This window comes from Rhodococcus sp. PvP016 (genome assembly GCF_017832185.1).
Lineage (GTDB): Bacteria > Actinomycetota > Actinomycetes > Mycobacteriales > Mycobacteriaceae > Rhodococcoides.
Genome location: NZ_JAFIBH010000001.1, coordinates 1,627,091 through 1,641,034 on the forward strand (window position 1 = coordinate 1,627,091; position 13,944 = coordinate 1,641,034).

The 13,944-nt window shown below is 67.9% G+C and carries 15 protein-coding genes; 11 read left to right on the forward strand and 4 right to left on the reverse strand.

Annotated features, from left to right (window positions below):
* The first annotated feature begins 20 nt into the window (after nucleotides 1-20).
* From JOE30_RS07460 to JOE30_RS07485, 6 genes are read left to right on the forward strand one after another with little or no spacing between them, the layout of a single operon-like run.
* Nucleotides 21-434, forward strand: a complete 414-nt coding sequence (locus JOE30_RS07460) for a cupin domain-containing protein (protein ID WP_204870084.1) — start codon at nucleotides 21-23, stop codon at nucleotides 432-434.
* Nucleotides 431-1,303 (forward strand): NAD(P)-dependent oxidoreductase, encoded by an 873-nt coding sequence (locus tag JOE30_RS07465; RefSeq protein WP_204870085.1) that lies wholly within the window; start codon nucleotides 431-433, stop codon nucleotides 1,301-1,303. Before JOE30_RS07460 ends, JOE30_RS07465 begins: the two co-directional genes overlap by 4 nt.
* Nucleotides 1,300-2,205, forward strand: a complete 906-nt coding sequence (locus JOE30_RS07470; protein WP_204870086.1) for an alpha/beta fold hydrolase — start codon at nucleotides 1,300-1,302, stop codon at nucleotides 2,203-2,205. The genes JOE30_RS07465 and JOE30_RS07470 overlap by 4 nt, the downstream gene beginning before the upstream one ends.
* A gap of 50 nt (nucleotides 2,206-2,255) precedes the next feature.
* Entirely contained in the window at nucleotides 2,256-3,122 is an 867-nt protein-coding gene (purU, locus tag JOE30_RS07475; protein ID WP_204870849.1) for a formyltetrahydrofolate deformylase, read from the forward strand.
* A gap of 15 nt (nucleotides 3,123-3,137) precedes the next feature.
* The gene (gene folD / locus JOE30_RS07480; protein WP_204870087.1) at nucleotides 3,138-3,995 is read left to right on the forward strand and encodes a bifunctional methylenetetrahydrofolate dehydrogenase/methenyltetrahydrofolate cyclohydrolase FolD; all 858 of its coding nucleotides are present in this window, start codon (nucleotides 3,138-3,140) and stop codon (nucleotides 3,993-3,995) included.
* On the forward strand, nucleotides 3,992-4,645 hold the full coding sequence (locus JOE30_RS07485) for a cyclase family protein (RefSeq protein WP_204870088.1): 654 nt from the start codon (nucleotides 3,992-3,994) through the stop codon (nucleotides 4,643-4,645). The genes folD and JOE30_RS07485 overlap by 4 nt, the downstream gene beginning before the upstream one ends.
* Nucleotides 4,646-4,649: 4 nt before the next feature.
* On the opposite strand, the gene JOE30_RS07490 is transcribed toward JOE30_RS07485, so the two are convergent.
* Nucleotides 4,650-6,167 carry an FAD-binding oxidoreductase gene (locus JOE30_RS07490; protein WP_204870090.1) on the reverse strand — a complete coding sequence of 506 codons (1,518 nt, stop codon included), beginning with the start codon at nucleotides 6,165-6,167 and terminating at the stop codon, nucleotides 4,650-4,652.
* 129 nt (nucleotides 6,168-6,296) lie between these two features.
* Here JOE30_RS07490 and JOE30_RS07495 point away from each other — a divergent pair, with 129 nt between their 5' ends.
* Genes JOE30_RS07495 through pcaD form a run of 5 tightly spaced genes read left to right on the forward strand, consistent with a single transcriptional unit; the run spans nucleotide 6,297 to nucleotide 11,115 of the window.
* The gene (locus JOE30_RS07495) at nucleotides 6,297-7,172 is read left to right on the forward strand and encodes an SDR family NAD(P)-dependent oxidoreductase (protein ID WP_204870092.1); all 876 of its coding nucleotides are present in this window, start codon (nucleotides 6,297-6,299) and stop codon (nucleotides 7,170-7,172) included.
* Between the two features lie 31 nt (nucleotides 7,173-7,203).
* Entirely contained in the window at nucleotides 7,204-7,950 is a 747-nt protein-coding gene (gene pcaH, locus JOE30_RS07500) for a protocatechuate 3,4-dioxygenase subunit beta (protein WP_204870093.1), read from the forward strand.
* Nucleotides 7,943-8,593: a protocatechuate 3,4-dioxygenase subunit alpha gene (gene pcaG, locus JOE30_RS07505; RefSeq protein WP_204870094.1), complete on the forward strand. Its 651-nt coding sequence runs from the start codon at nucleotides 7,943-7,945 to the stop codon at nucleotides 8,591-8,593. The genes pcaH and pcaG overlap by 8 nt, the downstream gene beginning before the upstream one ends.
* 31 nt (nucleotides 8,594-8,624) lie before the next feature.
* Nucleotides 8,625-9,962: a lyase family protein gene (locus tag JOE30_RS07510; RefSeq protein ID WP_204870095.1), complete on the forward strand. Its 1,338-nt coding sequence runs from the start codon at nucleotides 8,625-8,627 to the stop codon at nucleotides 9,960-9,962.
* Nucleotides 9,952-11,115: a 3-oxoadipate enol-lactonase gene (gene pcaD, locus JOE30_RS07515; RefSeq protein ID WP_204870096.1), complete on the forward strand. Its 1,164-nt coding sequence runs from the start codon at nucleotides 9,952-9,954 to the stop codon at nucleotides 11,113-11,115. The genes JOE30_RS07510 and pcaD overlap by 11 nt, the downstream gene beginning before the upstream one ends.
* Before the next feature lie 6 nt (nucleotides 11,116-11,121).
* Here the strand turns inward: pcaD and JOE30_RS07520 are convergent, their stop codons facing one another.
* The 3 genes from JOE30_RS07520 to JOE30_RS07530 all read right to left on the reverse strand — a co-directional run bounded on the left by JOE30_RS07520 (nucleotide 11,122) and on the right by JOE30_RS07530 (nucleotide 13,870).
* Nucleotides 11,122-12,120 carry an alpha/beta hydrolase gene (locus JOE30_RS07520; protein ID WP_204870097.1) on the reverse strand — a complete coding sequence of 333 codons (999 nt, stop codon included), beginning with the start codon at nucleotides 12,118-12,120 and terminating at the stop codon, nucleotides 11,122-11,124.
* 64 nt (nucleotides 12,121-12,184) lie between these two features.
* Nucleotides 12,185-13,249, reverse strand: coding sequence for a hypothetical protein (locus tag JOE30_RS07525; RefSeq protein WP_204870098.1), 1,065 nt, complete (start codon nucleotides 13,247-13,249; stop codon nucleotides 12,185-12,187).
* A gap of 27 nt (nucleotides 13,250-13,276) precedes the next feature.
* Nucleotides 13,277-13,870: a TetR/AcrR family transcriptional regulator gene (locus JOE30_RS07530; RefSeq protein WP_204870099.1), complete on the reverse strand. Its 594-nt coding sequence runs from the start codon at nucleotides 13,868-13,870 to the stop codon at nucleotides 13,277-13,279.
* Nucleotides 13,871-13,944 lie beyond the last annotated feature (74 nt).

The following is a 13,944-nucleotide window of genomic DNA, read 5'->3' on the forward strand; positions in this document are numbered from 1 at the left end:
GACCACAGCAGGAGGGTTCCATGTCCACGATCACGATCGCCCGAGGCGGCCGCCAGGGATCGCCCGCCGAGCTCCGGACCGGCACCTTCGTCGGCGAGGTCTGGGGCGATCCGGTTCTGCCGGCCACCGGGGGATGGTTGGTCAACAACGTCCACTTCGCCCCCGGCGGTCGGACCAACTGGCACACCCACGGAGTCGGTCAGGTTCTGATCGTCACCGCCGGTGAAGGATTCGTGTTCGACGAACACGGCAACGGCGGACGTATCGGGGTCGGCGACGTCGTTCACATTCCCGGCGAGACGCAGCACTGGCACGGTGCCACCTCGAGCGCATTCATGACACACACTGCGATCTCCGTGGGTGGCCACGACTGGGGTCGTGAGGTCACCGCCGACGAGTACCGGCAGGCGCACGACCAGGAGTTCGGCGCATGACGCTGTCGGTCGGATTGGTCGGGCTCGGGCGCATGGGGCGGCCGATGGTCGCGGCACTGCAGCGAGCGGGGTTCTCGGTGAGCTCGTACGACCGCTCACCCGGCGCGCGGTCGGCGACCCCCGGCAGCGTCGACACCCTCGCCGACGTCACCGGCGACGTCCTCGTACTCATGCTCCCGAACTCCGCGATCGTCGAATCGGTCCTGACGGACCCGACGTTCGCTGCCCTGCGCGCAGGGGCCGTGGTGATCGACATGAGTTCGTCGGAGCCCGCCAGCACCCGCAGGCTCGGTGAGCAGCTCGATGCGGTGGGTGTGGACTACCTCGATGCGCCCGTCTCGGGTGGTGTGTCGCGCGCCGAGAGTGCGAGTCTGACCGTGATGGCGGGCGGCCCGTCCGAGGTGCTCGAGCGCGTCCGGACAGTGCTGGAAGCGATGGGAACCGTCACCCACGTGGGCGAGCTGGGCGCTGGTCATGCGATCAAGGCGTGCAACAACGTGCTGGTGGGCGTCACACTCCTCGCGTCGGTGGAGGTACTGGGCATCGTGCGTGCTTTCGGGGTCGACCCCGCAGTCGCATTCGAGGTGATCAACAACTCCACGGGACGCAGTTGGTCGAGCGAACACAAGGTGCCGACGTTCGTTCTGACCGAGGAGTACCGCTCCGGATTCGGACTGGGGCTCCTCGCCAAGGACATGGGCATCGCCGTCGGACTCGCCGACGGCCTGGGCGTCGAGCACGAGCTGCTCGGATCGGCGACGAGAATGTGGCACCGAGCCGGTGCCGAGTTGCCGAGCGATGCCGACCACACGTCCATCGCGGAATGGGTTGCGGCGCAACCGGTGTCCGTGCGAAACGGTGTGTCGTGACCACCGTCGTTCAGCGCTGGATTCTCGACTCCGATCACTCGGACGCGGCAATGTTCGTCGAGACCCGAGCGCCCGACTCGCCGCGCGGGCCGACGGTCGTTCTCGTGCACGGCGGTGGTGGGCAGGGGACCGATTGGGGCACCACGCCCGACGGACGACCGGGGTGGGGGGACCTACTGGTCGAGCAGGGCTTCCGGGTCCACATCGTCGATCGACCCGGCCACGGTCGGTCACCCGGCCGCACGCCCGCCCCCGCGGCGGTGGACATGACGGCCCGAGTGTTCGCGCCCGGCGCGCGGTCCGATCACACACAGTGGCCCGGACCGGGAGGTGTCGACGACCCCGCAGTGCGCATCCTGGCCGCGTCAGCGACGGGACTGCCCGCGGATCTGGCTGCGGCCCAGAGAGTCGACGCTCGACTTCTCGTCTCGCTGCTGGAGGAGCTCGGACCGTCCGTGGTGGTCGCGCACTCGCTGGGTGCGTGCGCCGCGTGGCTCGTGGCCGAGTCCAGGCCCGATCTGGTGTCCGCGGTGGTCGCGCTCGAGCCCGCCGGGCCGCCGTACCTGGACATGCCGGGAACACCGCTGCGACTGCCCGCCGGCATCACCGCCGCACCACTGTTCGACGGAGAGCGAGCCGCGGGACTGACCTCGGTCCCCGTCGCGATCGTCGAGAGCGACACCTCGTCGATGGGCGCCGCGTGCGGCCCGGTCGCCGACTTCCTCCGCCGCGCGGGCGTGGCGGTCGACCACGTCGTCCTCGCCGAGTGCGGGCTCCGTGGGAACGGCCACGGACTCGCTCTCGAACTCGACAACCGCGAAGTTCTCGGTGTGGTCCTCGACTGGATCGCCGCGAACGCGCGAACACCGTTTCCACTTCCCGACACAGGAGAGCACTCGTGACCAGCTCATCGCTCACGACCGCGCGCACCCAACCGGCCACCGCCGGCAGTGTGCAGGCCACCGACCCCGATCTCGCTCGTCTCCTGGTGCGCTGCCAGGACCAGCCTGGTGTCGTCGCCACCGTCGGCGGATTTCTCACCCGCGCCGGTGCGAACATCGAATCCCTGCAACAGCACACGACAGCACCGAACGGCGGCATGTTCTTCCAACGCACCGAGTTCCGGATACCCGGACTGTCGGCGGCACGGGACGAACTGGAGGCCGGCTTCGCCTCCGAGGTCGCGGCCGGCCTCGGGATGGAGTTCACGCTCACCGAGGCTGCGAAGCCCAAGCGCGTGGCCATCATGGTCTCGAAGACCGACCACTGCGTCCTCGACCTGTTGTGGCGCAACCGCCGTGGGGAACTGGACATGACGATCGCCATGGTCATCTCCAACCACGCCGACCTCGCGGCCGATGTGCGTCCCTTCGGGGTGCCGTTCTTCCACATCCCGGCGACCAGGGAGACGAGAGCCGAGGCCGAGGAACGTCAGCTCGATCTGCTGCGCGACAACGTCGATCTGGTGGTGCTCGCGCGCTACATGCAGATCATCACCCCACATTTCCTGGCCTCGGTCGGTGCGCCTCTGATCAACATCCACCACTCCTTCCTCCCCGCCTTCATCGGCGCGGGGCCATATCAGAAGGCCAAGGAGCGCGGCGTGAAGCTCGTGGGAGCGACGGCGCACTACGTGACCGAGGATCTGGACGAGGGGCCGATCATCGAGCAGGACGTCGTCCGCGTCGACCACCGACACCAGACCTCGGACCTGGTTCGGCTGGGTGCCGACGTCGAACGCGCCGTCCTCTCACGTGCGGTGCGCTGGCACTGCGAGGACCGTGTCGTCCGGCACGGCAACTCGACCATGGTGTTCTGAAGGAGACGACGATCCATGACTGCTCGACTGATGGACGGCAAGGCGGTCGCCCGAACCGTGCGCGACGAGGTCGCCGCCGACGTGTCGACGCTCGTCGCATCGGGGCGCCCGGCGCCCGGTCTCGCGACGGTGCTGGTCGGCGACGACCCGGCCTCGGAGGTGTACGTACGCAACAAGCGCCGGCAGTGCACCGAAGCCGGGATGGCGGACCTGCACCGTCATCTTCCCGCCGACATCACTCAGTCCGCGCTGGAGGCAGTGCTGGACGAGTTGGCCGCCGATCCCGCGGTGTCGGGAATCCTGCTCCAGCTGCCCGTACCGAAGCACCTCGACACCACAGCCCTTCTCGCGCGCATTCCGGCGAGCAAGGACGTCGACGGATTGACCGTCGCCAACGCGGGGTTGCTCGCCCGCGGCCGCGTCGGCCTGGTTCCGTGCACGCCCGCTGGAGTGATGCGGTTGCTCGACGAGTACGGCGTGGCCCTGTCGGGTGCCGATGCCGTGGTGATCGGCCGGTCGGAACTGGTGGGCCGCCCGATGGCCCAGCTACTTCTGCAGAGGGATGCGACGGTGACCCAATGTCATTCGCGAACCAAGGATCTGACTGCGGTGTGCCGCAGGGCCGATGTCATCGTCGTGGCTGCCGGGGTGCCGGGCATCCTGGGCGGTGATGCCGTGATGCCCGGCGCCACGGTGATCGACGTCGGCATCCACCGCACCCCCGACGGCTTGACCGGTGACGTGCGGTTCGCCGAGGTGGAACCGGTGGCCGGCCTGCTCACCCCGGTGCCCGGCGGTGTGGGCCCGATGACGATCGCCATGCTGCTCGCGAACACCGTGGCGGCGGCGCGTGCCCTCGGCGACGTCGCGTGATCCCCTGGACAGACCTGTCACATCGGCTCGATCCGCGTGCGCCGCGCATCCCGATCTTCCCGCCTCCGACTTTCGCGACCGTGGCCGAGATGCCCGCAGATCCGATGACGGTGAGCCGGATGGACATGGTGGTGCACACCGGAACTCACGTCGATGCCCCGTGTCACTTCGTGGCCGGCGCCGAGAGTATCGACGAGATCGACCTGTCGAGACTGACGGGAGAGGGCGTCGTGTGTCGCGTCGACGCCGGCGAGGACGAGGTGTACGGCGTCGAGGCTCTGCTCGATCGCGGTCTCGTTCGCGCCGGCGACATCGTCGTCCTCGACACGGGATGGTGGCGTCACGCCGGCACCGCGCTCTACGCACGGCATCCCTCGTTGTCGGTCGAACTCGCGCAGTGGCTCGTCGATCGGGGCGTGTCCATGGTCGCCGTCGACACCGGCACCCCGGACCTGCCCGTGCCGCTGCGTGCCGACGGGTTCACCTGGCCCGTCCACCTGGTCCTGCTCGGCGCCGGTGTACTGATCGCCGAACACCTCACCAACCTCGCCCCCTTGTCAGGGCAGCGGGTCGAAGTGATTCTGGCCCCGTTGAACATTCGGGGTTCCGACGGCGCGCCCGTGCGCGCCGTCGGTCGTCCCCTGCTCTGAACCGTCAGACCTGCCGGAAGCGCCGTCCCCAGATTCCGGATTTTCCGGGCTGGAGGATGCCGCCCGGATCCAGGGCGTCCTTGATCGTCTCGTTCAGCCGCATGAGAGCGTTGTCGTTGAAATCGAGCGTCGATGCGACCTGATCCATGTGGTGCAGGTTGGTCCGGTAGATCGGGTAGCCACGCTCGCTCATGACGGACACCATGCGTGTGTAGTTGTCGTACACCCGTTCCGTCTGCTCGGCGTTCGTCGAGTCGAAGAACATCGTGCTGATGTGGATCACCGAACGCGGGGACAGCATCAGGCCGGAGAAGAACTGCTCACCCGTCTCCTGATACAGCGAGCGCATCAGCCGCGACGTCTCGACCACGTCCTTCCCGCGGAGCGGACCGACGGGTGAGAAGTCCAGGTGCGCAGTCGTCTTGCCGTACATCGTCTCGAAGAGGGCGAGGATGTCCATGTCGGGGATGCCCGCCATGACGCGGTCCTCGTGCCCGGCGTGGCTCGTGCGGTCCGTACCCGCGTAGTCGCGGCGTCGGAGCGTCGCCGTGGGGATCGTGCCGAGGGTGCGCTCGACAGCGATCCAGTGGGCGTCGACGGCTTCCGACGTGCCGTACAGGGCGAACCTCGCCAACCAGCGGGAGGCATCGGGATCGAAGGACGGGTTGCCGTCCTCGTCGAGGCGGACCCCGCGCATGATCGTCGGATAGTTGGTGACCGTGTTGCCGAGCATGAGCTCGCGCATACCGTCGGCGACCGCCTCGAGCGCGTCGTCGCCGCTGAATTCCACCCAGCACGAGGCATACGTCTCCGGGCGTCGCTGCAGCCAGAAGCCCATCTTGGTGATGATGCCCAGTCCCGACGAATGGAACAGCCCCTGCAATTGCGGGCCGAACGGGTGGCGGTAGACGTGCGCCACCTCGCTGTTCGGCATCGCCCACATTCCGGTGCGGACCACCTCTCCGTTCGCCAACACGATCTCCATGCCGCAGACGTTCTCGGCATGGTCGCCGTACTGGGTGTATCCGCGGCCGTACTCGGTGCAGTTGCCGATGACACTGCCCCAACCGAGATCGGGAATGGAGGTCCACAGCCGCCCGCCCGCTGCCTCGAGAGCCTCGTAGAGATCGAACCAGCGCACGCCGGGCTCGACGACGACGTACGCGAGGTCCTCGTCGATCTCGAGGACCCTGTTCATCTCGCGGAGGTTGACGACGACAGAGCCCTTCACTCGTGGCGCCGGGCCGCCGTAGGTGTTGTTGCGGCCCTGGCTGAAGGTCCACAGCGGCACCCGGCACTCGCCGGCTATGCGGACGACGGCCTGAACCTCCTCGGTGGACGTGGGGCTGACGACAGCGGACGCGTCCCAGTCGGCCGACCCCTGCGCGGTGTACGGGTCGCGGAACTCTTCGATGGTGGCGGTGTCGGTGCGGACCCTGTCGGCGCCGATCGCCTCGGCGATGCGGGTCAGGGCGCGGTCGAGGTCGCCGAGGTCGATCGGTGGTGTGGAGAGAGTAGTCATGACCCCAGCGTCGGTGACGCCCGTCACGAGTCGCATCCATGAGGCGACCAGTGGCACGGTTGCCGGACGTGCACCACCGGTGGTCCCACCGATGCGACGGGTACGTCGCCCCGACGAGCATTGCCTGCCATGAAGACAGTGACAGGCAGAGTGGCCGTCGTCAGCGGTGCGGCCAGCGGAATCGGACGAGCGACGGCCGACCGGTTGGCGGCAGCGGGAGCCAAGGTCGTCATGGCGGACGTCGAGGCGTCGGCCCTCGCGACCGCCGTCGACGAGGTGCGGGCGACGGGCGGCGAGGCCATCGGGGTACGTACCGATGTCAGTCGCGTCGAGGACGTCGAGGCGTTGGCCCAACGCACCCTCGACGAGTACGGCGCGGTCCACATCCTGTGCAACATCGCCGGCGTCGAGGGCGGTGCGCCGTTCGGCGAGCTCTCCCGCCGCACGTGGGAGTGGGTCATGGGAGTCAATTTCTGGGGCACTCTCGATGCGTGCCGGGTGTTTCTCCCGCACCTGATCGCGCAGGACGAGGCGCACATCGTGAACTGCGCGTCCATGGCCGGGTTCGCCACCGGACTGCCCACGTTCCATCCGTACGTCTCGTCGAAGTTCGCCGTCGTCGGTATGACCGAGAACCTCGAAGTCGAACTCCGTACCAGCACCGCGCCGCACGTGGGCGTGAGCCTCCTCTCGCCGGGACTGGTGAAGACGAACATGAACAAGTCCGAACGCAACCGACCGACGGACGTGCCCGCAACCGACACCCAGGACCTGCGCAGGCAGGTGCACGCCACCATCGATGCGCAGACCGAGAAGTTCGGCGTCACACCCGACCATGTCGCCGATCTGGTTCTGGCGGGCATCACGGAGAACCGGTTCCACATCCTCACCCACCCCGAACAGACGATCGCCGCATTCCGGAGCAGGTTGGCGTGGATGGAGGACGGCACTCCGCCTCGTTCGCCCGCCGACGCTCCTGACGTGGGCGCTCCCGCGTCGTCGTGACCACGACCCGTCGGCCGTCAGGAACGGCGAGATGACCCCATCGGACATCGGGCCACGTGACGCACGGACCGTGCCGGGTACCTATCGTGATCAGCTCGGGGCGCACGCACCGCGGGACGTGCCCGACTACCGCTCGACAGCACTCCGCCATCCCGCTCGACCCCTGATTCTCCTGCCGCAGCGGCTCACCGAGATCACGGGACCCGTCCTCGGTGAGGGGCGCATCGCCGCGGGCGATGCGGACCTCACTCGCGCGCGCGGCGGAGAAGCGTCGGGCCAACGCATCATCGTGCACGGCCGGGTTCTCGACAGTGACGGGCGCTGCGTGCCGAACACACTGGTGGAGGTGTGGCAAGCGAATGCGGCGGGTCGGTATCGACATGCCCGTGACACGTGGCCCGCGCCGCTCGATCCCTACTTCGACGGTGCGGGGCGCGTGATGACCGACGCCGCAGGACATTACCGATTCACCACCGTCAGACCCGGCGCGTATCCATGGGGCAATCATCACAATGCCTGGCGCCCCGCGCACATCCACTTCTCGCTGTTCGGTCGCGCATTCACGCAGCGTCTGGTGACTCAGATGTATTTTCCCGACGATCCGATGTTCTTCCAGGATCCGATCTACAACGCCGCGCCCGAAGATGCCCGGACACGCATGATCAGTGCCTTCGATTACGAAGCCACGCAGGACAACTGGGCCCTCGCGTACCGCTTCGACATCGTCCTTCGAGGACGCAGTGCCACTCCGTTCGAGGGAGACGAGCACGATGAGTGACTCCGAGGTGGCACAGGCGTTCGGGCCTCGATACCCGGTCGTTCCCGGCGCAGACTTCACGACTGCACCGTTCGGACAGACACCCTCACAGACCGTCGGCCCCTACCTGCACATCGCCCTGCCCTGGATCGACGGGCCCAGCGTGGTGCGCGCCGATGCGGCCGGTGCCATGATCGTCACCGTCACCATCGTCGACGGCAGCCGCACACCGGTGTCCGATGCCATGATCGAGACCTGGCAGGCAGATGCAGCCGGCCGGTTCGATCACCCCGACGATCCCCGCGGACCGGCATCGCCGACACCGCCAGGATTTCGAGGTTTCGGTCGAGCGGTGGCCGACGTTTCCGGCACGGCAGCCGTGCGGACCGTCAAACCCGGGCCGTTGCCGGCGGAGAACGGTCGAACCGAGGCGCCGCACATCGACCTCGCCATCTTCGGACGTGGCATGCTCGATCGGCTCGTCACTCGCATCTACTTCCCGGACGAGCCGTCGGCCAACGCTGCGGACCCCGTTCTGGGGACGCTGACCGCCGAACAACGCCGCAAGTTGATCGCACGGCGAACTGCCGCTGGATACCATCTCGACGTGGTGATCCAGGACAGCGATCCGCACGGCGACGAGACCCCGTTCTTCGAGCTGTGACAGTTCGAGCTGTGACAGGGGGAACGCGACCATGACGCGCGGTCATCTGTTCGATCCGACGTTCGGAGCTCGGGAGGTCTCGGCCACCGTCTCCGACCAGGCATGGGTGACAGCGGTTCTCGACGTCGAGGCTGCGCTCGGACGGGCGGCGGCGCGCCACGGGCTGATCGCACCGGAGCATGCGGGCACGATCACGGCGGCCGCCGCGGAACTCGGTGCCCCCGGGGGAGCGGACATCGAGACACTGGGCATCGACGCCGCAGTGGGTGGGAATCCTGTCATTCCTCTGGTGTCCGCTCTTCGTGCGGCTGTCGCCGTGTCAGGCGTGCCGGCGTCCGCAGTGCACCTCGGTGCGACCAGCCAGGACATCCTCGACACGGCGCTCATGCTCATCGTGAAGAACTCGATCGCGACTGTCCGGCAGTCGATCGGCGCCTGTGTCGATGCGGGCGCAGATCTCGCGCTCGCGCACCGCGGCACACCCATGGCGGGTCGCACTCTCGGCCAGCAGGCTGTGCCGACGACGTTCGGCGCCGTCGCCGCCGGCTGGACGTCCGGCCTTCTGCGTGCCGATGATGCGCTCGCCCGCGTCGCTGCGTCGACCTCGGTCCAATTCGGCGGCGCAGCAGGAACTTCGGCAGCTGCGCACCCGTACGGTCTGCGCCTCGCGGACGCACTCGCCGACGAACTGGGACTCGCGCGTCAGGGCATTCCCTGGCACACCGACCGCACCCGCATCGCGGAGATCGCCGGTGCCCTCGGCACGGCCGCGGGTGCCATCGCAAAACCTGCCCTCGACATCACTCTGCTGGCTTCGACCGAACTGGGCGAGGTCAGCGAACGCTCACCCGGTGGTTCTTCCGCGATGCCACACAAACGAAACCCGATCGCCGCCGTCACCGCCCGCGCAGCGGTGCGGCGCATACCCGGCCTCGTCGCCACCGTTCTGGCCGGCATGGACCACGAACACCAACGTGCGACCGGTGCATGGCACGCGGAGTGGGAGACGATGACAGACCTGCTACGTCTGACCGCCGGGGGAGCAGACCGGCTCGCGGTGAGCATCGGGGGTCTTCTGGTGCATACCGATGCAATGGCCAGGAACCTCGAGATCACTCACGGACTACTTCTCGCCGAGCGCGTCACGATGGCGCTCGATGCGCACACCGACCACGCTCGGGAGATCGTCACGGCCGCATGCGCCGCCGGAGGCACGCTCGACACCGACCCCACCATCACGGAGTACCTCGAACCGGCCGTGGTGCGGCGCCTGCTGGACCCGGCCGACCATCTCGGCCACGCGGGCGACATCGTCGACCGCGTCCTCTCCATGGTTCACCTGCGTACCGGAGGACGTCATGACCGTTGAGCTGTCCTACGACCTGGTCACGGGCCGTTCGCCGCAGCGGGCGACGATCGTCCTGGTCGGCTCGCTCGGCTCCGATCGATCCATGTGGGATGCCCAGCGCAGTGCCCTCACCGAGGTCGCCGACGTCATCGTCGTCGATCTCCGTGGACACGGACGATCACCGACACCGAACGGGCCGTACACGATCGCCGACCTGTCCGAGGACGTTCTCGCCGTTCTCGACGAAAACGGACTCGATCGCGTCCATCTGGTCGGTCTGTCGTTGGGCGGCGCAGTGGCACAATGGATTGCGGTCCATCGACCTGCCCGGGTGCAGACACTGACCTTGATGTGCACCGCGGCGCGATTCGGCGAACCGCGGGGCTGGTCGGACCGCGCCGCGGCCGTCCGAGCGAAGGGCACGGATTCCTTTGCGGACGCGGTGGTGTCTCGCTGGTTCACACCCGAATTCACCGCACGCGACGCCGATCTCGTCGCTCGCCACCGCCGCATGGTGTCCGCCACGTCGGACGAGGGTTACGCCTCGTGTTGTGAGGCGCTGGCCGGGTGGGACGACCGAGAGGACCTGGGCCGCATCAGTGCACCCACCCTCGTGATCGCGGGTGAGCAGGATCCCGCCACACCTCCCTCCGATGCTCGGATTCTCGCCGACGGAATCGCACGGTCGCGCCTGCACGTCCTGACGGCTGCAGCGCATCTCGCGAATGTCGAGCGCGCGGGAGAGGTGACGCGGTTGCTCGTCGACCACATTTCCCGCGGCGAGTACGACATGGGAAGGGCCGCAGCTCGTGCCGAGGGGATGCGGCAGCGTCGGAGCGTGCTCGGGGACGCACACGTCGACCGGAGCATCGAACGCACCACCGACGTGACGGCTCCGTTTCAGGACTTCATCACGCGCACGGCGTGGGGCGACATCTGGGCGCGGCCCGGGCTCGACCACCACCTCAGGCGCCTTCTGACGCTCGCCATCCTGACCGCGGTCGGCAACCAGCACGAGCTCGACATGCACATCAGGGCGGCGTTGCGAGCGGGGCTGTCCGCCGACGAGCTCGCCGAGGTGTTTCTCCACACCGCGGTGTACGCGGGAGTGCCGAACAGCAACGCCGCCTTCGCGATGGTGGATCGGGCAGTGACCGAACACGACTCTCGATGACTCGACTCAGCGTTCCAGCGCGCGCAGGAAGAACTCGTGTCGGGTCGCCGCGGCCGCTTGTGTCAGTGCGGCATTGGTCACCATCTCGTACCCGTGGAAGCCTCCGCCCCACAGGTGGAAGTCGACACTGACGCCGGCCCGGGAGAGCCGCTGTGCGTAGTCCAGAGCTTCGTCTCGGAAGACCTCGACGGAGCCGACGTCGATGTAGGTCCGCGGCAGATCTGCCACATTCTCGGCGCGCGCCGGGGCTGCGTACTCCGACACTTCCGGGCCACCTCGACGGTCGCCCAGCAGCGACGACCATCCGAACTCGTTGGAATCGCTCGTCCACAACGCAGACCCTCGGGCGACCATGCGTGAGCTGTGGGTGATGAATCGGTCGTCGAGCATCGGGCAGCACAGGATCTGATGAGTGAGGTGCGGAAAGCCGCGGTCGCGTGCCATCAGGGTGATTCCTGCGGCGAGTCCGCCCCCGGCGCTGACTCCGCTGACCAGAATGCGGTCGACATCGATCTCGAGAAGATCCGCATTCTCGGCGGCCCACCGCAATCCGGAGTAGCAGTCGTTCACCGGTGTCGGGTCCGGATGCTCCGGAGCCACCCGGTATTCGAGGGAGGCGATGACCGCGTGTCCCTCGGCCGCGTACCGCACGAGTGCGTCCAAGCCGACGAGGCGCCCACCGATCACCATGCCGCCGCCGTGCACGAAGTAGATGAGGGGCCACGGGCCGTCCCCGACGGCAGGCTTGAGAACCGTCATCTGCAAGTCGGCGTCTCCGCCGTCACCGGGAACCACGACATCCTCGACCCGCACTCGGCCACCCGCAGTCCAGTCGACCTCCTCCGCCCCCGGAAGGCCGTTCAGGGTGATGGACCGCACCTCGTCGAGGGTGTCGGCACCCAGCGTGGGGACCGCACCCAGAATCATCTTCAGCGGAGGGACGAGTTCGGGATCGAGCGGGGGAGCGACGGGGAGCGACGTCGGCGTCGGTTCTGTTCGAGTCATGACGACAGTCAACAGGCGGAGTGTGGCCGGTCACAGCCGCCGATGTCGTCGAGTGTGGCGTACCTCACCCGCCATGTGGCGGTCGCCGCTCGGGGAGAGGATCCACGGCCGGTGTCGTCCTGTTCTGCGCGGCGCGAGAGATGCGCCAGAGCAGAAGCGTCGTACTGGCTCGCGCGTGACCGGTGGGACTGAGGACGGTGTATCCGAGCCGGCTCTGGAGCCAGTCGAGGCGCTGTTGGAGTGTCGAATGGTGGAGATTCTGCCGACGGGCAGCTTCGCGCACGCTGCTGTGACTCAGGATGCTGTCGAGCAGTCCGGTCACCCACTGTCTCTGCAGCCGTAGCGATTCCAATACCTGCACGTCCGCCGATCTGGAAGCCGTGGTGGCATCGATGTTGTCGATCACGTCTGCCACGGCGCCGAGATCGTCGTGGCAGACGTGCGCCGGGCCGCCGGTGGCCGGGTCGACGGCGATCTTCAGGGCCGTCACGGCACGCTGCCAGCGCGTGCACACGAGGAGCCCGTCGGTGATCGTGTAACCGGCCGCGGCATCGGTCGGCACGCCGGCGAGTGTGGGTCGGCCCGAGAGCAGATGGACACGCGCGCCGTCGGTGGTCATTCCGATCGGGGTGCGACGGGAATCGCGCGGCAACGTCGCCGCGATGACGATCGGTCCCGTCAGTCCGAGAGTTGCCAGTGCGGCACTGCGGTGCGCAGGGGAGGCGTCCGCGTCGCAGACCGTCCGGATCGCGGCGACGACCGGATGCCGTTCCCGCGGTTGCTCGACGGATTGCAGGCTGCGAGCGAAGCGCTCCAGGATCAGATGGTCCAGTGGCCACGGTGGCCCCGTCCGGTTCAGCCAGACCGTGATGCTTCCGAACTGCTCGAGGTGGGGACGAGTCGACACGTCCGGTGTCGAGGAGGTGCGACCGTGTTCGTCCACCTCGATGGCCAACCCCCGATCGGGGTCGTGGAACCCGGCGCCGCAGTCGGCGAGGACAGTGACTGCGCGCAGCAGTGCTGTCGCAGGGACGCGTTCGTCGACCAAGGTGTCGAAGTGCTCGATGACCCGAAGCGCCGACGCGGCGTCGTCGTCGATGGCAGTGAGCTTGATGATCCAATCACGCACGACGCCGGTCCTCCTCGCCGTCGTCCCTCATGCTCGCGCCTCCGCCGGCGCGAGAACGGACAACGCCTCGCGGGCCAGTGGTTCGAGGCTCATGTCCGAGAACGTCCACTCCTCGATGACGGTGGTGAGTAGTGCGGCGATCGCTGCTGCCCGAGCCCGCGCCCGGAACGCGGGTCGTACGACATCGCGCTCCGTCATCAACTCCGCGAGGTCGTCCCGGGCGGCTCGACCGGCCGCGAGCCACGCGGAGCGGAGAGCCGGCGTGCCGAGGACGACACGCAGTTCCCTGCGTTGGTGGTCGTTTCCCGCGACCGAGACGAACGCGTCGAGAACCGCGTCGTCGAACGGAAGGGAGCGTCGTGCGCGAATCTCGGACGCGAGCTCCGACGGTCCGGTCGCCAGTCCGAACGTCAGCGCCTCGTCCTTGCTCGAGGAGTGGCGATAGAACGTGCGCAGGGATATCCCTGCGGCGTCTGCGATCTGCTCGACGGTCGTGCGGTCGTATCCCTGCTGTTCGAAGAGGCGCAGGGCTGCGTCGGCGATGTCACGCCTGGTGGTCGCGCGACGGCGCTCGCGCAGGGGAGCAGCGACGTCCGCTGACGGGAGCGACTCATCGGTCATTCGGCCAGTATCTCAGACGTTGTATGGCAGTATGAGTCAAGTTGGCACAATGTGTCATAACCACCAACCGAGGA